The 19,564-nt window shown below is 61.2% G+C and carries 12 protein-coding genes; 7 read left to right on the forward strand and 5 right to left on the reverse strand.

Going from position 1 to position 19,564, the window contains the following annotated elements:
• Positions 1 to 510 carry a GrpB family protein gene (locus tag J2X43_RS10025; RefSeq protein WP_310293613.1) on the forward strand — a complete coding sequence of 170 codons (510 nt, stop codon included), beginning with the start codon at positions 1 to 3 and terminating at the stop codon, positions 508 to 510.
• 21 nt (positions 511 to 531) lie between these two features.
• Here the strand turns inward: J2X43_RS10025 and J2X43_RS10030 are convergent, their stop codons facing one another.
• Both J2X43_RS10030 and polA read right to left on the reverse strand, forming a co-directional pair.
• A complete protein-coding gene (locus J2X43_RS10030) occupies positions 532 to 2,958 on the reverse strand; it encodes a DNA translocase FtsK (protein ID WP_310293615.1) in 2,427 nt (808 codons plus the stop codon).
• Between the two features lie 165 nt (positions 2,959 to 3,123).
• A complete protein-coding gene (gene polA / locus J2X43_RS10035) occupies positions 3,124 to 6,120 on the reverse strand; it encodes a DNA polymerase I (RefSeq protein ID WP_310293617.1) in 2,997 nt (998 codons plus the stop codon).
• A 413-nt stretch (positions 6,121 to 6,533) separates the two neighbouring features.
• Here polA and J2X43_RS10040 point away from each other — a divergent pair, with 413 nt between their 5' ends.
• Positions 6,534 to 6,950: a MarR family winged helix-turn-helix transcriptional regulator gene (locus J2X43_RS10040; RefSeq protein ID WP_112385043.1), complete on the forward strand. Its 417-nt coding sequence runs from the start codon at positions 6,534 to 6,536 to the stop codon at positions 6,948 to 6,950.
• A gap of 3 nt (positions 6,951 to 6,953) precedes the next feature.
• Here the strand turns inward: J2X43_RS10040 and J2X43_RS10045 are convergent, their stop codons facing one another.
• On the reverse strand, positions 6,954 to 9,332 hold the full coding sequence (locus J2X43_RS10045; protein ID WP_310293621.1) for an EAL domain-containing protein: 2,379 nt from the start codon (positions 9,330 to 9,332) through the stop codon (positions 6,954 to 6,956).
• Positions 9,333 to 9,548: 216 nt separating this feature from the next.
• On the opposite strand from J2X43_RS10045, the gene J2X43_RS10050 reads away from it, so the two are divergent.
• Together J2X43_RS10050 and J2X43_RS10055 are read left to right on the forward strand one after the other, a co-directional pair.
• The gene (locus J2X43_RS10050) at positions 9,549 to 10,934 is read left to right on the forward strand and encodes a dipeptidase (protein WP_310293623.1); all 1,386 of its coding nucleotides are present in this window, start codon (positions 9,549 to 9,551) and stop codon (positions 10,932 to 10,934) included.
• A gap of 463 nt (positions 10,935 to 11,397) precedes the next feature.
• Positions 11,398 to 12,195 carry an SH3 domain-containing protein gene (locus J2X43_RS10055; protein ID WP_310293624.1) on the forward strand — a complete coding sequence of 266 codons (798 nt, stop codon included), beginning with the start codon at positions 11,398 to 11,400 and terminating at the stop codon, positions 12,193 to 12,195.
• A 192-nt stretch (positions 12,196 to 12,387) separates the two neighbouring features.
• Here the strand turns inward: J2X43_RS10055 and J2X43_RS10060 are convergent, their stop codons facing one another.
• On the reverse strand, positions 12,388 to 12,567 hold the full coding sequence (locus J2X43_RS10060) for a hypothetical protein (RefSeq protein ID WP_112385039.1): 180 nt from the start codon (positions 12,565 to 12,567) through the stop codon (positions 12,388 to 12,390).
• A 240-nt stretch (positions 12,568 to 12,807) separates the two neighbouring features.
• Between J2X43_RS10060 and J2X43_RS10065 the strand changes: the two genes are divergently transcribed.
• The 3 genes from J2X43_RS10065 (at position 12,808) to dnaJ (ending at position 18,528) form a co-directional block, all read left to right on the forward strand.
• Positions 12,808 to 15,132, forward strand: coding sequence for a transglycosylase domain-containing protein (locus J2X43_RS10065; RefSeq protein WP_310293626.1), 2,325 nt, complete (start codon positions 12,808 to 12,810; stop codon positions 15,130 to 15,132).
• A 270-nt stretch (positions 15,133 to 15,402) separates the two neighbouring features.
• Positions 15,403 to 17,313, forward strand: a complete 1,911-nt coding sequence (dnaK, locus tag J2X43_RS10070) for a molecular chaperone DnaK (RefSeq protein ID WP_112385037.1) — start codon at positions 15,403 to 15,405, stop codon at positions 17,311 to 17,313.
• Positions 17,314 to 17,391: 78 nt separating this feature from the next.
• Complete coding sequence (gene dnaJ, locus J2X43_RS10075; RefSeq protein WP_310293628.1) at positions 17,392 to 18,528, forward strand: molecular chaperone DnaJ; 1,137 nt, start codon at positions 17,392 to 17,394, stop codon at positions 18,526 to 18,528.
• A gap of 58 nt (positions 18,529 to 18,586) precedes the next feature.
• Here dnaJ and J2X43_RS10080 read toward each other — a convergent pair whose 3' ends face one another.
• Positions 18,587 to 19,507, reverse strand: a complete 921-nt coding sequence (locus tag J2X43_RS10080) for an AraC family transcriptional regulator (protein WP_310293631.1) — start codon at positions 19,505 to 19,507, stop codon at positions 18,587 to 18,589.
• Positions 19,508 to 19,564: the final 57 nt, after the last annotated feature.

Below are 19,564 nucleotides of genomic sequence, written 5' to 3' on the forward strand. Positions count from 1 at the left end.
ATGGCCATCGTCGTCCTACCCTACGATGACAGTTGGCCGGATCTCTTTGCGCAGGTGAGCGCCGAACTCGCGCCGGTGTTCGCCGGGTTGGCACCGGTGTTCCACCATGTCGGCAGCACATCCGTCCGCGGACTGGCGGCAAAGCCGAAGATCGATCTGCATGCGGCCTTTGCTGATCCGGAGACCGTTGCCACGGCCGTCGAGCGGATGCAGGCTGTACCCGGCTACACTTATCATGGTGACAAGTACGGCGATCAGAGCTGGACCTTCACCAGCGGCCGCGGCTCCTATGGAGCGCGGCTCTATCTCTGCACGTTGGAGAACCACGTGCTGCGCGACCGCATCCTGTTTCGCGATTATCTCAAGACGCATTCTGACAGGGCAGCCGCCTATGCCGCGCTGAAGCTGCGGCTGATGGGCGAGGCGAATGACGACTGGGATTACTATACCGGCGGCAAGACAGAGTTCGTCCGCGAGACGGTGCGCTTAGCGGAATTGCAGCGCCGTTGAACGGGCGCTGCAGCTGCCTACCTATTCGCCCTCGCCTCGCGCCGAGACGATTTCACGCTTGCCGACATGGTTTGCCGGCCCGACGAGACCTTCTTTTTCCATGCGTTCCACCAGCGATGCGGCGCGATTGTAGCCGATGCCGAGGCGGCGCTGGATGTAGGAGGTCGAGCACTTCTTGTCACGCAGCACGACCTTGACCGCCTGCTGATAGAGCTCGTCGCCATCCTCGGCGCCCATGGCGCTCTTGTCGAAGACGGCGCTGTCTTCGGCTTCCTCTTCTTCTTCGTCGCCCGCCGTGACCGTATCCAGATATTCCGGACGGCCCTGCGTCTTCAGGTGTGCCACGACCTTTTCGACTTCGAGATCGGAGACGAAGGGACCGTGGACGCGGGCGATGCGGCCACCACCCTGCATGTGCAGCATGTCGCCCTGGCCGAGCAACTGCTCCGCACCCTGCTCGCCGAGGATCGTACGGCTGTCGATCTTCGAGGTCACCTGGAAGGAGATACGGGTCGGGAAGTTCGCCTTGATCGTACCGGTGATGACATCGACCGAGGGGCGCTGCGTCGCCATGATCAGGTGGATACCCGCGGCACGCGCCATCTGTGCCAGACGCTGGATCGCGCCTTCGATATCCTTGCCGGCGACCATCATCAGGTCGGCCATCTCGTCGACGATGACGACGATGTAAGGCATCGGCGTCAGGTCGAGTTCCTGCTGTTCCTCGATCGGCGCGCCAGTGCCCTTGTCGAAGCCGACCGGGACCATAATGTGGATGGTCTCGTCCTTTTCGCGGGCCTGTGCCACGCGGCCGTTATAGCCGTCGATATTGCGCACACCGAGACGCGACATCTTGCGATAGCGCTCTTCCATCTCGCGGACCGCCCATTTCAGCGCCATCACGGCCTTCTTGGGATCGGTGACGACGGGGGTCAGCAGGTGCGGAATGCCATCATAGACGGACAACTCCAGCATCTTCGGATCGACCATGATCAGGCGGCACTGTTCCGGCGACATGCGATAAAGCAGCGACAGAATCATCGTGTTGATGGCAACGGACTTGCCGGAACCGGTGGTACCGGCCACGAGCAGATGCGGCATCTTCGCGAGCTCGGCGATGACAGGTTCGCCGCCGATGGTCTTGCCGAGACCGAGCGCCAGCTTGTAGCTGCTCTTGGCGAAATCCTGGCTTTCGATCATCTCGCGGAAATAGACCGTTTCGCGCGTCTGGTTCGGCAGTTCGATACCGATGACGTTGCGCCCTGGCACCACGGCAACGCGAGCCGAGAGAGCCGACATCGAGCGGGCGATATCGTCGGCAAGGCCGATGACACGCGACGACTTCACGCCGGGCGCCGGCTCGAATTCGTAGAGGGTGACGACCGGGCCTGGACGGACGTGGATGATCTCGCCCTTGATGCCGAAATCTTCGAGCACGCTTTCCAGAAGGCCGGCATTCTGCTCCAGCGCTTCCTGGGTCATGATTTCGCCCAGCCGCTCGGGCGGCTGCTGCAGCAACTCGTTCGGCGGGAATTCGTAGCCGGATGCATCGACCTTGGCGACAGCAGGCTTTGCAGCGGCCAGACGCGGCGCCGGCATCGTCACCGGGGCGACGGCGGGTGTGCGGACCGGGATCGGTGCGATCGGCTGCGTGCGGGCTTCTACCGGTGCCGGCTGTGGCACGGGTGCTGCCGCTTGAACCGGCTTTGCCTGGGGCGGGGCGGCTACGGGGGCTGGCGCAGCGGGCGCCGGTGCCGCGATCGGTGCCGGTGCGATTGCAGCCGGAGCAGTGGCAGGTGCCGCCTCCACGCGGCGGTGCGGGTGCCATTCCATGACGCGGAAATTGGCGATGATCGACTCGGCGGATACCTCCACCTTCGGCATCGGAACCGGGTGGAACTGCGGCGCGGCAGGTGCAGCGCCCTCTTCGAAGGCCATTACCTCCCAGAAGGCGAAGTCCGAAATCGAGGCAAGCTCACCGGCAGCATGATACGGCTCTGCCGCCACAGGCGCTTCCGGCAAAGACGGGACGTGAACGGGTGCAGCGGGCGGGGCCGGTGTGCGGACGATGGGCAGCAACGGTGGCCTGACGACAGGCTGCGTCGCCACGCGGGTCACGGGCGGGAGCGGGACGCGGACGGCTGGCGCGAGCTGCGGGGCGTGCGCGTCGAAAGGGACATCGACGACGATCGGCGTACGGCTTTCCACGGCCTGAGCCGCTTCGGCGACGACGACCTCTACCGGCTCATCCAGCTGCGGGATTTCGGGCGGGGTGCGGCGCAGCAGGTTCTCCGGCGTACGGGTGAACCGGACATTCGGCGCCAGCGAAAAATTGCTCTGCCAGATCGGCGGCGCCGGGCGCTCGCCTGTGCCGTCTTCATCCTGATGCACGTCAACTTCCGCAGAAATCTCCGCGGCATCCGTCAAGTTCGTTCTGGGAAAACGCATGCGACCTGCTGCTCACTCAAATTACCGACCTGAACGGATTAGAAAAGGAAGGTTAATAAGTTCCTTCCTTCCGCGTTAAAATGCCACGGGTATTTTGCCGTAAATCAAACGGAATCAAATACTTGGATCTTTAAGAAAAATCTTTGCAAATATCGGACGAAGCGCTCAGTGCGCTTCGTCCCAGTTGCTAGCCGCGCGCGCATCAACCTTGAGCGGAACGCGCATTTCCAGCGCCGGCATGGTGGCGTTCTCCATGACGGAGACGATGGTCGGCATGGCCTTCTCGACGTCGGCGTCCTCGACTTCAAAGATCAGTTCGTCGTGCACCTGCAGCAACATGCGCACACGATCGGCCAGACCGGCCTCGGCAAGCGCCGGTTCCATCTTGATCATCGCGCGGCGAATGACATCGGCAGCCGAGCCCTGGATCGGCGCGTTGATCGCAGCGCGCTCGTTGAAGGCGCGCACCGACGGATTGGACGAGCGGATTTCCGGATAATTGATTCGCCGGCCGAAGATGGTTTCGACATAGCCCTTGTCGCGGGCCATCTGCTTGCGGCTGTCCATGTAGTCGCGGATGCCGGGGAAGCGCTCGAAATACTTCTTGATGTAGTCGCCCGCCTCGGAACGCTCGATCGACAGCTGATTGGCGAGGCCGAAGGCCGAGATGCCGTAGATGATGCCGAAATTGATCGCCTTGGCGCGGCGGCGGACATCGCTCGGCATGCCCTCGACAGGAACGCCGAACATCTCGGAGGCGGTCATGGCATGAATATCGACGCCGTCGGCGAAGGCCTGGGTCAGCTGCGGGATATCGGCGACATGGGCCAGCACGCGCAGTTCGATCTGGCTGTAGTCGGCCGAGATCAGCTTGTGTCCCGGCGTCGAGATGAAGGCCGTGCGGATCTTGCGACCTTCGGCAGTGCGGACCGGAATATTCTGAAGGTTCGGCTCCGACGACGAAAGGCGGCCGGTCGTGGTGGAGGCCAGCGAATAAGACGTATGAACCCGCTTGGTCTGCGGATGCACGTATCCCGGAAGCGCGTCGGTATACGTGGACTTCAGCTTGGTCAGCTGGCGCCAGTCGACGATCTTGCGCGGCAGCTCGAAGCCGGCCGCGGCCAAGTCTTCGAGAACGCTTGCCGATGTCGACCACTGGCCGGTCTTGGTCTTCGTGCCGCCTTCGAGGCCCATCTTGCCGAACAGGATATCGCCCAGCTGCTTCGGCGAACCGATGTTGAAGCGCTCGCCCGCCAGCGTATAAACTTCGTCCTCGAGGCGTGCAGCGCCCTGCGCCAGCTCGCCCGAGAGGCGCGAGAGAATCTGACGGTCGACGGTGATGCCGCGCTCTTCCATATGGGCGAGAACGGGCAGGAGCGGACGCTCCAGACGCTCGTAGATCGTCGCCAGCTTGGCGGCGGCGAGCCGCGGCTTCAGAACCATCCAGAGGCGCAGGGTGACATCCGCGTCTTCGGCGGCATAATGCGTTGCCTTGGTGATATCGACGAGGTCGAAGGTGACGTTCGACTTGCCGCTACCGGCGACGTCCTTGTAGGCGATCGGCTTGTGGCCGAGGAACTTTTCAGACAGCGGATCCATGCCGTGGGCGCCGGTACCGGCGTCGAGCACATAGGAAATCAGCATCGTGTCGTCGAAATTCTTCGTCTCGACACCGTAACGCTTCATCAGCAGGTAATCGTATTTCAGGTTCTGTGCGATCTTGAGAACCGATTCGTCTTCGAGCAGCGCCTTCAGCCGCGGCAGCGCATCGCGCATCGGGATCTGGTTTCCAGCCAACCCGCCGCCGAGCAGATCGCCGACGCCTGTCTTGTGGCCGATCGGCACATAGGCGGCACGGATCGATACGCCTGTCGGGCTTTTCGAATTGTCGGCAAGCGCCAGCGAGAAGCCAACGAGCTCGGCCTGCATCGCATCCAGCGACGTCGTTTCGGTGTCGAAGGCCACGAGGCCGGTATCGCGCGCAGCGGCGATCCACTGATCGAGCGTCTCGACATCGCGGATCGTCACGTAGGCCGAATGGTCGAACGGCAAGGCAGCGAAGGCTTCGGCGCGCTGCTTGGCAAGATCGGCAGCAACGAAGGCACCCTCGACCGCACCGGCCCTGGCTTTTTCCGGGACCGGAACGGAGGCACCGGCTAGATCCGGAATACCGCCGGCAACCGGGGCGGGCTCAGCCACATCGAGATCCGGGCCGTGCGCTGCGGCGCCCCATTCGATGGCCACTTCGGCAGGCTCGATGGCATTGGCATCGCAATCGCAGGCTTCGGCGACGCGGCGCGTCAGCGTCGTGAACTGCATGGTCTTAAGGAAGCCGATGAGCTTCGGACCGTTCTGCGGCTCCAGCACCAGATCCTCGACCTTAAGCTCCAGCGGAACATCGAGACGCAGCCGCACGAGTTCTCTCGAAAGACGCGCCTTATCGGCGTTTTCCATGATCGTCTGGCGGCGCTTTTCCTGCTTGATCTCGTGGGCGCGCTCCAGAAGCGTATCGAGATCGCCATATTCGGCCAGCAGCTGCGCCGCAGTCTTCGGGCCGATGCCTGGAATACCGGGAACGTTGTCGACCGAATCGCCGGTCATCGCCTGCAAGTCGATCATCTTCTCCGGCGGCACGCCCCATTTCTCGATGACGTCAGGGATGCCGATCTGCTTGTCCTTCATGCTGTCATACATATGTACATTCGGCGTCACCAGCTGCATCAGGTCCTTGTCCGAAGAGACGATGGTGACATCGGCGCCCGTGGCTTCGGCTTGGCGGGCATAGGTGGCGATGATGTCGTCAGCCTCGAAACCTTCTGTCTCGATGCAGGGGAGGTTGAAGGCGCGTGTTGCCTGGCGGATCAAGCCGAATTGCGGGATCAGCTCCTCAGGCGGCGCCGAGCGGTTTGCCTTGTAGGCGTCGTAGAGATCCTTGCGGAAGGTCTTCGAGGAATAGTCGAAGATGACGGCCAGATGCGTCGGCGTCACCCCCACCGAGGTGTCGCGCGCGTCGGTCAGGAGCTTCCACAACATGTTGCAGAAGCCGGAGACGGCGCCAACCGGCAAACCGTCGGATTTGCGGGTCAGCGGCGGCAGCGCGTGGAATGCGCGAAAGATGAAGCCGGAGCCGTCTACGAGGAAGAGATGATCGCCTTTTTTCATGGCAGCATGGATAGCGTGGAGGCATCGCGAAATCCATATAAAGTTCTGTGGCATCCGGGATTCACCCCTTCACCGAACTGTTACCAATTTGTAATCGGCGGCTTATTCGCGTTCCCTTGAAAAACCACATTCCAGATCACAAATCAAAGTCACCGGCGTTTGATCGCGCCGCGGGTCTGATACCCGGCTTGTCCCCCGCCGCATCAGACTTGGACAAAGGCCTCATTCCCCTCTCCGGGCCTTTGTCCCCATTTTTGAGCCGCCATGGTCAACCTCCAGACCATGGCGGCTTTGTTTTCTGCGTCAATGGATAAATCTGAAGCAAAAAGGCATCTTTTGATCCATCGCATGCGATTTGTTGCATTGTTTCAGCCGCCCTTTTGGGCCTAACTACAATCATGGGATTTAATCGCATGGATTCGGGAGCCTACCTTGCCAGCCAGCTGGCGAAGGGTTTCGCCCGCTCGCTGCAGCAGCGCGCGGGGCGTCTCGGCTTTTCTCCCGGCCAGTTTCCGATCCTGCTGGAACTGTGGGCCGAAGATGGCCTGACACAGAAAAAGCTTCTTGAGCGGGTCGATATCGAGCAGGCAACAATGGCCAATACGCTGTCGCGCATGGTCCGCGACGGGCTGATCGAGCGCCGCCCGCATCCCTCCGACAAGCGAGCTCAGCTGATATTCCTGACCCCCAAAGCCCAGGCGATGCGGGACGAGGCGGTCGATACAGCCCGCGAAGCGGATCTGGCGCTGTTCGACGGCTTCAAGACCTTCGAGCGCGAACTGATGCTGGAATATATCCGCCGGCTTCTGGAGAACGCCAAGAAGATCTGAGTGTCATGCCTGGCGCGTAGCCGTGCGGTGAATTTTCAGCACCTCGGTTCCCGTCTGGGCGGAGAGGAAGCTCTCGCGCGCCGCCGCCTTGATGCTGGGTTCGATATCCGGCTTGCCAAGCAACAGCCCCTGCACCTGCGCGCAGCCTTCGTCCATGACGATCTGGCGCTGCACTTCGGTTTCGACGCCTTCCGTTACAACGGGCATTCCGAGGCTATGACCAAGGCCGATGATCGCACGGACGATCGAGCGCGCCGCAGCGTCATGTTCAAGAGCGCCGGTAAAGCTGCGATCAACCTTGATCTTGTCGAAGGGGAAAGTCCTGAGGTTGCTCAGTGACGAGAAGCCGGTTCCGAAATCGTCCATGACGATCCTGACGCCGAGTTCGCGCAACCTGACCAGCGTTGCCATGACACGCGTACGATCGCGCACCAGTGCGGCCTCCGTGATCTCCAGCTCCAGCCTGGCGGGGGCAAGCCCGGTTTCCGTTAGAATGCCGGCTATCTGATCGTAGAGATTGGGCAGCATGAACTGCACCGGCGAAACATTGACGGCTATGGATAGTGGATCAGGCCAGCGCGCCGCCTCCATGCAGGCCTGCCGCAGCACCCATTCGCCGAGCTGGACGATCGTGCCGCTCTCCTCGGCGATGGGGATGAAGATATTGGGTTCGCTCATGCCATGGCCAGGCCGGTTCCAGCGCATTAGCGCCTCGTAGCCGTTGATTTCACCCGTCCTGGTGTCGAGGATCGGCTGGTAGCTCACATGGATCTGATTGCGGATGATCGCGTGGCGCAGATCGTTTTCGATCTGGCGTCGGGCACGCACCGCCTCGTCCATCTCCGCATCGAAGAAGCAGGCGCTGCCGCGGCCCGCATGCTTGACGCGATAGAGCGCCGTATCCGCATTGTTGCAGAGATCCTCCGCAGTCGTTCCGTCGGAGGGGAAGAGCGCGATCCCGATGCTGACGCCGACGGCGGTCGGATCGCGCGTCGTGTCCATTCCGGCAGCGAATTCATCGAGGATGCGGGCTGCCAGCCGGCGGGCGGCCTCCGGCTGCTTTCCGGGCTGGATGATCGCGAACTCGTCGCCGCCCAGGCGCGCAACCGTTTCGCCATCGGCGGCGCAGCGCTTGAGGATCGCGGCGACCTTGCACAGGATACGGTCACCCTCTGCATGGCCGAAGATATCGTTGACCGCCTTGAACCGATCGAGGTCGAGGCAGAAGACCGCCACCTGGCTGCGTTTGCGGTGGGCGATCTGCAGTGCCTGGCGGATACGCGTATCGAACAGCGAGCGGTTCGGCAGGTCGGTCAGCACGTCATGATGGGCGAGATGCTCGATCATCTCTTCGGCCCGCTTGCGTTCTGTGAGGTCGCGGATCACCAGCACCTCGCAGCCGCGTCCGCGATAGACGATCTTCTTGGCCACCACCTCGACGGATATTTCGGTTTCGTCGCGGGCGATCAGCAGCATCTCGCTATGCCCTTCGCCGTCAGCGCTATGGGAGATCAAGACCACATCGGGGACATTTCCCTGAAGCTCGGCGAATTTCCAGCCGGACATCTCCTGGAAGCGCTCATTGGCATCGATGATCCGGCCGTCGCGCAGGATCAGCAGGCCTTCAAGCGAGGCGTTGGCGAGGCCGCGCAGGTCGGTGAGGTGGCTTTCGAGGAAGACTGCGCCGAGCGCGACAAGGATCAGCCCGGTCGATACAGCCATGATGATGGCTGCCAAGACATCGGTTGCGATCGTCATTTGGGCAACGTCCTTGGCCGGATCGGGAACAAGGACAATGCCGCTCATCGAGGTGAAGTGCAGTGCGCAGATCGACAGCACGAAAATCAGTGACGAGATGACGATGCGCTTCGCGCCCGTCAGCTTGAAAAAGGTCAGGAAAGACAGTGTCGCCAGGCCGGCACCGGTAACGACGGCGGCGAGCGTGACATAGGGATCGTATTCGATCGTTGCCTGCGCTTCGATCGCCTGCATGCCCGTCAGGTGCATGGTGGCAATCGCCAGCGCCATCAGCACGCCGCCTGAGGCGAAGGAGTAGCCACTTGTCCCATCCGAAGCGACGAGGATCGCGCCCCAGGATCCGGCGATCGCCAGCACGACCGAGAGACCGGTGAGACCAAGCCCGTAGCTGATCGGCAGGCCGCCATCATAGGCGAGCATGGCAATGAAATGCGTTGCCCATATGCCGATGCCGCAGGCAAAAGCCGAGGCGGCGATCCACAGGCGCCGCTGTCCTGCATCGCACTCCTGAGCGCGCGAAAGCAGCAGCATGGTGGCCAGGCTGCCGACGAGGCAGACAATGGCGGCCGCCCCGACGAGGCGCCAATCGTGATAATCCCTGACGCAAGCAATCACTGAAAACATTGGTCACCTCACCGCGTTTTCAGCCAAGCTATTTAGTGTTTGCTAAATAACCGTAAATTGCATTAGTGATTTCTTTCTCTCCATTTATTACACATTGCCAAAGTGGGACACTCGCCGGACCTGCGAGAAGCGGCCACTGAACGACATAGGTTTTTCTCCTCGAAACCCGCTGGCCTTTGGTCTATCGTCCGGCCGGAATTTCAAGAGGAGTCGGAAATGACTGACGTCACCCCGGTGCTTTCGCGCGCCGACCAGAATCTCAATTCAAGCCTCGACAAGCTGTTTGAGTTGCTGCGCATCAAATCGATATCGACGGATCCGGCTTTCAAGGCCGATTGCCGCAAGGCGGCGGAATGGCTCGTCGCCTATCTCAAGACGCTGGGCTTCGAGGCTTCGGTGCGTGACACGCCCGGCCATCCGATGGTGGTCGCCCATCACGACGGCGCGACGCCAAATGCGCCGCATGTACTTTTTTACGGTCACTATGACGTTCAGCCGGTCGATCCGATCGAGCTCTGGGAAAACGATCCCTTCGAACCCGCGATCAAGGATGCCGGCAACGGCCGCAAGATCCTGACTGGCCGCGGTACCGCCGACGACAAGGGTCAGCTGATGACCTTCGTCGAGGCCTGCCGCGCCTATAAGGAAATCAACGGTGCGCTGCCCTGCCGCGTCACTATCCTGTTTGAAGGCGAAGAAGAGTCTGGTTCGCCGTCGCTGAAGCCATTCCTGGAGGCCAATGCCGCCGAACTGAAGGCGGATTACGCGCTGGTCTGCGACACCAGCATGTGGGACCACGAGACACCGGCGATCGCGGCGGCACTTCGCGGCCTCGTCGGCGAGGAAGTCGTCATAACGGCTGCCGACCGCGACCTGCATTCGGGCCTGTTTGGCGGTGCGGCCGCCAACCCGATCCATATCCTGACGGAAGCGCTGGCAGGTCTGCATGACCAGACCGGCCGCATCACGCTCGAGAATTTCTACGAGGGCGTCGAGGAAACACCTGAGAACATCAAGTCGTCGTGGGAGAAGCTCGGACAGACATCCGAGAGCTTCCTCGGCCAGGTGGGTCTTTCCGTACCATCGGGCGAAAAGGGCCGTTCGGTTCTGGAGCTCACCTGGGCGCGGCCGACAGCTGAAGTCAACGGCATCTGGGGCGGCTATACCGGCGAAGGCTTCAAGACCGTCATCGCCGCCAAGGCTTCTGCCAAGGTCTCCTTCCGCCTTGTCGGCAAGCAGGATCCGGCCGCTATCCGCGAGACATTCCGCGCCTATATCCGCTCGAAGATTCCGGCCGACTGCTCGATCGAGTTTCACCCGCACGGCGCCTCACCGGCAATCCATCTGTCCTACGATTCACCTGTCATTACCAAGGCGAAGAACGCGCTGTCCGACGAATGGCCGAAGCCGGCTGTCGTCATCGGCATGGGCGGGTCGATCCCGATCGTCGGTGATTTCCAGAAGATGCTTGGGATGGAATCGCTGCTGGTCGGCTTCGGCCTTGCCGATGACCGCATCCACTCGCCGAACGAGAAGTACGAGCTTGCCTCCTACCACAAGGGCATCCGCTCCTGGGTGCGTATCCTGGAAGCACTGGCTTAAGACAGAAAAGGCGCGCAGCTCGAAAGAGCGCGCGCCATCCAGACAGACAAAAAGGCCGGCAAAAACCGGCCTTTCGTCATCTGCTTCGCTTCGGTGCCAGTACATCCGTGGTCAAGGAGGAAGCAGATATTGCAGCCAGACTGATCCGGAAAGGTTAACAAACCATTAAGGCGTTCGCCCTCGGACCAGAACGCGCCAGGCATCTCGTGCCTTCGCCGCGTCCGGGCTGCGATCTCTTGGACCATATATCGGTATCCGTACACCGCTTTTCAAGACACCGCGATTTTGCGCCGCCGTTCAAGCTGCATTCATCGGAAACACATTACAAGCCTTTGAAAGACAACGTGAATGCAAGCCGCCTCATAAAAGCCGGCAAGCGCTCTAGCTTTGTCTGATGCCGGCCCGAAGCCGGCTGGAGAACATATAGGCGTCGGCTTTGCCGCGCCCAATAGGGAGTTGCAACGTGCGAAACACGCTTCTCAGGATCGCGGCAACGGGGCTGCTTCTGCTTGCCCCGGCAATCGCGCAAGCCGCCGAAGGCTATGCGACTGCCAACGTCAACATGCGGGCCGGGCCGAGCACCGGCTATCCGGCAGTCGTCGTCATCCCTGCTGGCGAATCCGTTGAAATTCATGGCTGCCTTGCCGATGTCCCGTGGTGCGACGTCGAGTTCTACGGCGGACGCGGCTGGGTCGCTGGACGCTATGTCCAGGCGCTCTATCAGAGCCGCCGCGTCTATGTGGGGCCGGAATATTACCGACCGCTCGGCATTCCGACCGTGGTCTTCAGCGTCGGCAACTATTGGGACCGGTACTATCGCAACCGCGATTTCTATCGCGATCGTGACCGTTGGCGCCGCGGCCCGGAATTCTACCGCCCGCCGCCGCCCCGCGACTTTGACCGTCGCCCGGATTTCGACAGGCGTCCCGATTTCGATCGCCGTCCGGATTTTGACCGGCGTCCTGATTTCGACCGGAGGCCAGATTTCGATCGCCGCCCGGATTTTGATCGCGGCGGGGACCCGCGCCCGGATTTCAACCGCGGCCCCGACCGCAGACGGGATGACGGCGATCAGAACCGCCGCCCGCGAGCCGACCGTCAACCGGACGTCCGCGAAAACAACAATGACGACGCCCGCCAGCGTCTGCGCAACAATCTAAGGGGCATCATGCAGCACGGCGACGTCAACAACAATGACAACGGCCGCCGCAGACCGCCGCGCGGCGCCTGCCAGCCCGACGATCCGAATTGTAACAATTGATCCCCGAGGGCGGCAGCGATGCCGCCCTTTCTGTTTACCGAAGAGGCTGAACGAAAAAAGCCCGGCGCTCCGAAGGAGACACCGGGCCTGATTTCGATCGGCACGTATTGAGGGGGGACGGCCGACCTTAAGCGGAACGTGAGGGGCTGTCCCGCTGCAGAAGAAACAGCCGGGACGCCTAAAGGTTCCCAATTACCAGATGACGACACTCTTATGCGCGGCGACGAGATCCTGCATCGCTGCAAAAGGGCCGTGAAGCATCTTCAGCCGGCTCTCTTCCATCTTGGTGAGACGGTACTGCCGGGCGAAATCGTGGACGCTCCAGATTTCCCGCAGACGGGTTTCTTCAATTCTATTGAGATCGATGCTCATGACAAATGCCTATGCATTACGCTTATTGCTTTTTTCTTGGGCGCAACATGGCGGCATATATGTCAGTTTCATGACATTCGCAACGAATGGCAGCTATGCGCAAAAGCGAGAGCTCGAACCGCGTCAAATCGCTTCATCCAATAATGTTAACGCCCCCTTAAATCGCCGTATTTACAATTCAATCGGGTAGCTCCGCGTGACGAATGAAATGCGGGCGGCAAAGGGTACGACCGGTCCGGAATGGCAGGCAAAAGCAGATCACGCGACAGAATTGAACCGTCCTTCAGCGGCCGCGACCGCCGTGAGGACGATGAAGACGATTTTGCGCTCGATGACGAAGACCGTATCGACGGCCGCCGCGGCACAAAACGCAACTCCGCTCCATCCCCCAAACCATCGCGCAGCCGCACGCCTGAACGCAAGCGCCGCGACCGGCGCGAACCATCCGAACGCGATGGCGGCGGGCTTTTCGCCTTGCTGCGCCGGCTGATCTACTGGTGCATCGTGCTCGGCATCTGGGCCAGTATCGGCGTGGCCGGGCTGGTCTTCTATTATGGCTCGCGCATGCCGAGCGCCAGCACCTGGTCGATCCCGGACCGCCCACCGAACGTCAAGATCACTTCGGTCGATGGCAGCGTGATTGCCAATCGCGGCGCCACCGGCGGCGAAGCGCTGCCGCTGGAGCAGATGTCGCCTTACATTCCGCAGGCGATCGTGGCGATCGAGGACCGGCGTTTCTATTCGCATTTCGGCGTCGATCCGATGGGCCTTGCCCGCGCCTTCGTCAACAATCTGACCGGACAGCCGATCCAAGGCGGCTCGACGCTAACGCAGCAGCTTGCCAAGAACCTCTTCCTGTCACCTGATAGAACGCTGGAACGCAAGGTGCAGGAAGTGCTGCTCTCCTTCTGGCTGGAGCAGAAATACACCAAGGACCAGATCCTTGCGATGTATCTAAACCGCGTCTATTTCGGCTCGAACGCCTATGGCGTGGAGGCTGCCGCCCGCCGTTACTTCAACAAGTCGGCCCGTGACGTCAACCTTGGTGAAGCGGCGCTGCTCGCTGGCCTCGTGAAGGCGCCGACGCGACTGTCGCCGGCACGCGATCCGGAAGCCGCCAATGCCCGCGCCCAGGTGGTGCTGCAGGCGATGCGCGACCAGGGCTATATTACCGACGACGAAGTCAAGACGGCGATGTCGCAGACCCCGGCCAAGGCAAAGAGCTACTGGTCGGGCGCCGGTCAGTATGTCGCCGACATGGTGATGGACGAGCTGCCCGGATTGATCGGCGGGGCGGTGAAGGAAGACGTGATCGTCGACACGACGATCGACAAGGGGCTGGAGAAGAAGGCAGACGAGGCGCTGAACGACATCCTGTCGAAGCAGGGCGTAAAGCTCGACGCCTCGCAGGCCGCCCTCGTTTCGATCGACGGCACCGGCGCGATCCGGGCTCTGGTCGGCGGCAAGGATTATGCCGAAAGCCAGTTCAACCGCGCGGTCAAGGCCAAGCGCCAGCCGGGCTCGTCCTTCAAACCGTTCGTCTATGCGGCGGCGCTCGAAAAGGGCCTGACGCCAGCCTCCGTCTTCAACGACGCGCCGATCCGCATCGGCAACTGGACACCGGAGAATTACGAGAAGAAATACAATGGCGAAGTGACCCTGGCGACGGCGCTCGCGAAGTCGCTAAACACCGTTGCAGCCCAACTCGTGATGTATGACGGCCCCGACCAGGTGATAAAGCTGGCACACCGGCTGGGCGTCGAAACCGAACTTCAGTCCAATGCGTCCATAGCGCTCGGAACATCCGAAGTGACACTGGAAGAACTGACCGCATCCTATGCCGCCTTCATGAACGGCGGTTACAAGGCGACGCCGCATGTGATCCGCCGGGTGACGACGGCCGAAGGCAAGGTGCTTTACGAAAACACCTATGACAATCCGCCGCGCGTGCTCTCCGAAGCCATCGCCGCCAATATGAACGCGATGATGATGGGCACGATCGAGTTCGGCACCGGCCGCAGCGCGAAAATTCCCGGCTGGCAGGCGGCCGGCAAGACCGGAACGACACAGAATTCGCGTGACGCACTGTTCGTCGGCTTTACCAGCAACCTGACGACAGGTGTCTGGTTCGGCAATGACGACGGCACGCCGATGAAGAAGGTGACGGGCGGCGGGCTCCCAGCCAAGGCCTGGCAGGAATTCATGATCGCGGCGCATAAGGGACTTTCGCCGGCCCCGCTGTTCGGCAGCGGCCAGTTCGTTGCCGACCCGAACGCGATCGCCAACCAGCCGATGGCGCAGGGCGAACCGCAGCCGATGCAGGAGCAGCCTTCGACGATCGGCGGCATCATTTCGGGTGTGTTCGGTGGTGGCTCGTCCGAGCAATATCCGCCGGCACCCGTGCAGCAGCAACAGGCCTCTGGCGGCCCTCTTCCTCCCGGCGATGTCGGGCCCGACGACGGCTATGACGGCGCGGTTCCACCCGGCGATATCGGCCAGGGGCAGCCGGTGCACCAGGGCCAGCCGCGGCGCACAACGCTGCTTGATCTGATCATGGGACAGTAGAAGCAGAAAGGGACGATCCGCAACGCGCAGTTACGCTGCCGTGCAGCCGAAAACCTTTGTTTTCCGGCTACTGTAAAAATTGAAGACAACACGCTCGTTTTGCTGGATTTCGGGCTATTTCTCGCCTTGCAGTCCCGAAAACCGCTCCTTATATACGCCGCATCACCGCAATCACGATTGCGTTAGTTCGAAGACCCCCATCCCCCAAGGGGCTGTCAGGGAAATGCCTTAACCAAGGGTTCCGACAGCTTGCTTCAAGGAGTAAATGACATGGCAAAAGTAATCGGTATCGACCTCGGAACGACAAATTCCTGCGTCGCTGTCATGGACGGCAAGGACGCGAAGGTCATTGAAAATGCGGAAGGCGCGCGTACGACCCCTTCCATGGTGGCATTCTCCGATGATGGCGAACGCCTCGTCGGCCAGCCGGCAAAGCGCCAGGCCGTCACCAACCCCACGAATACCCTCTTCGCAGTGAAGCGCCTGATCGGCCGCCGCTACGACGATCCGACCGTCGAGAAGGACAAGGGCCTCGTTCCGTTCAATATCGCCAAGGGCGACAACGGCGACGCCTGGGTCGAAGCTCAGGGCAAGGGCTACTCCCCTGCACAGATCTCCGCGATGATCCTTCAGAAGATGAAGGAAACCGCCGAATCCTACCTCGGTGAAAAGGTCGAAAAGGCCGTCATCACCGTTCCGGCCTACTTCAACGACGCCCAGCGCCAGGCAACCAAGGATGCCGGCCGCATCGCCGGTCTCGAAGTTCTGCGCATCATCAACGAGCCGACGGCAGCAGCGCTCGCCTACGGTCTCGACAAGAAGGACGGCAAGACGATTGCCGTTTACGACTTGGGTGGTGGTACCTTCGATATCTCGGTTCTCGAAATCGGCGACGGCGTCTTCGAAGTGAAGTCGACGAACGGCGACACCTTCCTCGGTGGTGAAGACTTCGACATGCGTCTCGTCGAATATCTTGCCAATGAGTTCAAGAAGGATCAGGGCATCGACCTGAAGAACGACAAGCTTGCCCTGCAGCGCCTCAAGGAAGCTGCGGAAAAGGCAAAGATTGAACTGTCGTCCTCGCAGCAGACCGAAATCAACCTGCCGTTCATCACGGCAGACGCTTCTGGTCCGAAGCACCTGACGCTGAAGCTGACCCGCGCCAAGTTCGAAAGCCTGGTCGACGATCTCGTTCAGCGCACGATCGCACCGTGCAAGGCCGCCCTCAAGGATGCTGGCGTCACCCCTGCCGAGATCGACGAAGTCGTTCTCGTTGGCGGCATGAGCCGCATGCCGAAGGTGCAGGAAGTCGTCAAGCAACTGTTCGGCAAGGAGCCGCACAAGGGCGTCAACCCGGATGAAGTCGTCGCACTCGGCGCCGCCATCCAGGCCGGTGTTCTGCAGGGCGACGTCAAGGACGTTCTGCTTCTCGACGTGACCCCGCTGTCTCTCGGTATCGAGACCCTCGGCGGCGTCTTCACCCGTCTGATCGAGCGCAACACGACGATCCCGACGAAGAAGAGCCAGACCTTCTCGACCGCCGACGACAACCAGCAGGCCGTCACCATCCGCGTTTCGCAGGGCGAGCGCGAAATGGCGCAGGACAACAAGCTGCTCGGCCAGTTCGACCTCGTTGGCCTGCCGCCGGCACCGCGTGGCGTTCCGCAGATCGAAGTCACCTTCGACATCGATGCGAACGGCATCGTGCAGGTTTCGGCCAAGGACAAGGGTACCGGCAAGGAACAGCAAATCCGCATCCAGGCCTCTGGTGGTCTCTCCGACGCCGACATTGAGAAGATGGTCAAGGACGCTGAAGCCAATGCCGAAGCCGACAAGAAGCGCCGCGAAGCCGTAGAAGCCAAGAACCAGGCCGAAAGCCTTGTTCACTCCAGCGAGAAGTCGCTGAAGGATTACGGTGACAAGGTTTCGGAAGCCGACCGCACCGCGATCTCTGACGCGATCGCCGCGCTGAAGTCTTCGATTGAAGCAACCGAACCGGATGCCGAAGACATCAAGGCGAAGACCCAGACGCTCATGGAAGTTTCCATGAAGCTCGGCCAGGCGATTTACGAATCGCAGCAGGCTGAAGCTGGTACGGCTGATGCTTCCGCGGGTGATGACAACGTCGTCGATGCCGACTACGAAGAAGTCAAAGACGACGACCGCAAGAAGTCCGCGTAATCCGCGGCAAAGCGGTTATGCTAAACACTGTGATCCGGCTGCCTGACGGCAGCCGGAAATCCATTTCCGGGGTTTAAATTGGCAAAAGCGGACTTTTACGAAACTCTGGGCGTCGCCAAAACGGCGGATGAGAAAGAGCTGAAAAGCGCCTTCCGCAAGCTGGCCATGAAGTATCATCCGGACAAAAATCCGGACGATAAGAGCGCCGAAGTCAAGTTCAAGGAAATCAACGAAGCCTACGAGACGCTCAAGGACCCGCAGAAACGCGCGGCCTACGATCGCTATGGCCACGCCGCCTTCGAACATGGCGGCATGGGACCTGGCGGCGGCGGTGGCGGTTTTGCCGGCGGCGGTGGTTTCTCTGATATCTTCGAGGATATTTTCGGCGAGATGATGGGCGGCGGCCGTGGACGGCAGCGCTCTTCGGGTGGCCGCGAGCGTGGCGCCGACCTTCGCTACAACATGGAAATCACGCTGGAAGAATCCTTCTCCGGCAAGACGGCGCAGATCCGCGTTCCGACGTCGATCACCTGCGATATCTGTTCGGGTTCGGGCGCCAAGCCGGGCACGCAGCCGAAGACCTGTGGCACCTGCCAGGGTTCAGGCCGTGTGCGCGCAGCTCAAGGCTTCTTCTCGATCGAGCGCACCTGCCCGACCTGTCATGGCCGCGGCACGATCATTCCCGACCCATGCACCAAGTGCCATGGCCAGGGCCGCGTGACGGAAGAGCGTTCGCTCTCGGTCAACATCCCGGCTGGTATCGAAGACGGCACCCGCATTCGCCTGCAGGGCGAAGGCGAGGCAGGCACGCGTGGCGGGCCTGCGGGCGACCTTTACATCTTCCTGTCGGTCAAGCCGCATGAGTTCTATCAGCGCGACGGAGCGGACCTCTATTGCGCCGTACCGATCTCGATGACGACGGCGGCACTTGGCGGCACTTTCGATGTGGCAACGCTCGACGGTACCAAGTCGCGCGTTACCGTTCCCGAAGGTACGCAGGCGGGTAAACAGTTCCGCTTGAAGGCCAAGGGCATGCCGGTGCTGCGCTCCAGCCAGACGGGTGATCTCTACATCCAGATCCAGATCGAGACGCCGCAGAAGCTCTCCAAGCGCCAGCGCGAGCTGCTGCAGGAATTCGAGCAGCTCTCCTCGAAAGAGAACAATCCTGAATCGACGGGCTTTTTTGCCCGGATGAAGGAATTTTTCGAGGGCTGAGCAAGCACTTCGCGAAGACAAAGAGAAGCCGGTGGTAGCTCCACCGGCTTTTTTCGTACTACGCAGGTTGTTTCGCCCTACCCTGATAGTGCTTCGGCGCGCAGCCCATGGCGCGCTTGAAAGCCGCGCTGAAGGCGCTTTCGGACTCGTAGCCGACAGATAGCGCGATATCGGACAAGCGGTTGCGCTCCGGCGACAGCAGCGCGCGGGCCGCCAGCCGCATGCGCCACCGGAGCAGATAATCGAGCGGCGGCCAGCCGACCAAGGCTTTGAAATGCAGAGCGAAGGCCGTTCTCGACATCCCGGCCTCTTTCGCCAGAACCTCCAGCGTCCAGCGCCTTGCCGGTTCGGCATGCACGGCCCGCAACGCCCTGCCGATCCGCGGATCGTTCAACCCCTTCAGCCAACCCGGCGCCACCTCACCCTCTGCCGCCATATGCAGACGCAACGCATTGACGAAGAGGATATGGCCGAGATGCTCTGACATCAGCAGACCGCCTGGCCGCAGCTCCGTCAGTTCCTTCGCCAATTGTTTCAGCGTCCAGCGCAGCACGGCGGCTTCATCAGCGGCTGCCGGAATATGCATCACTGCGGGAAGTGCGCCGGTCAGCAGTATCTGATGACTGGCATCGAACATCAGGCGGCCACCGACCAGGAACGTATCGTCATGAGGGCCATGCCGGGCAACACGCGTCTTCAGATCGACAAAGATCGTGCGGGCATCGATCCCCGCGAGCGAAAGATCGCTGCCCAGCCAATAGGGCTGCCCGGTCAGAAGGTAGCAATCGCCCTCCTCCAGCCTAAATGGTGCCGGTTCGCCGGAGACCCTTAGAAAACATCCGCCGCGGGCCACTGCGCCGAACTTTATGCCTTCATAGCTGCGCGGAAAGTCGAGCGCCCATTCGCCGCCGGACATGACGCCATAGGTCTCGACGCTTTTTGGCTGCAATAGCGCAAGGATATCGGAAAGGGGATCCATCTCTGAACGATCCAGCAAGAAATCGGAACTTTCTTACATGTATCATCCCATCTCGGC

Origin of the sequence: Rhizobium sp. BE258, assembly GCF_031457345.1 — a bacterium.
Taxonomy (GTDB): Bacteria; Pseudomonadota; Alphaproteobacteria; order Rhizobiales; family Rhizobiaceae; genus Rhizobium.

Excerpts from the sequence above, each read along its gene's own strand:
- J2X43_RS10025 (WP_310293613.1), top strand. The coding sequence starts at position 1 with ATGGCCATCGTCGTCCTACCCTACGATGACAGTTGGCCGGATCTCTTT.
- J2X43_RS10030 (WP_310293615.1), bottom strand. The coding sequence starts at position 2,958 with ATGCGTTTTCCCAGAACGAACTTGACGGATGCCGCGGAGATTTCTGCG.
- polA (WP_310293617.1), bottom strand. The coding sequence starts at position 6,120 with ATGAAAAAAGGCGATCATCTCTTCCTCGTAGACGGCTCCGGCTTCATC.
- J2X43_RS10040 (WP_112385043.1), top strand. The coding sequence starts at position 6,534 with ATGGATTCGGGAGCCTACCTTGCCAGCCAGCTGGCGAAGGGTTTCGCC.
- J2X43_RS10045 (WP_310293621.1), bottom strand. The coding sequence starts at position 9,332 with ATGTTTTCAGTGATTGCTTGCGTCAGGGATTATCACGATTGGCGCCTC.
- J2X43_RS10050 (WP_310293623.1), top strand. The coding sequence starts at position 9,549 with ATGACTGACGTCACCCCGGTGCTTTCGCGCGCCGACCAGAATCTCAAT.
- J2X43_RS10060 (WP_112385039.1), bottom strand. The coding sequence starts at position 12,567 with ATGAGCATCGATCTCAATAGAATTGAAGAAACCCGTCTGCGGGAAATC.
- J2X43_RS10065 (WP_310293626.1), top strand. The coding sequence starts at position 12,808 with ATGGCAGGCAAAAGCAGATCACGCGACAGAATTGAACCGTCCTTCAGC.
- dnaK (WP_112385037.1), top strand. The coding sequence starts at position 15,403 with ATGGCAAAAGTAATCGGTATCGACCTCGGAACGACAAATTCCTGCGTC.
- J2X43_RS10080 (WP_310293631.1), bottom strand. The coding sequence starts at position 19,507 with ATGGATCCCCTTTCCGATATCCTTGCGCTATTGCAGCCAAAAAGCGTC.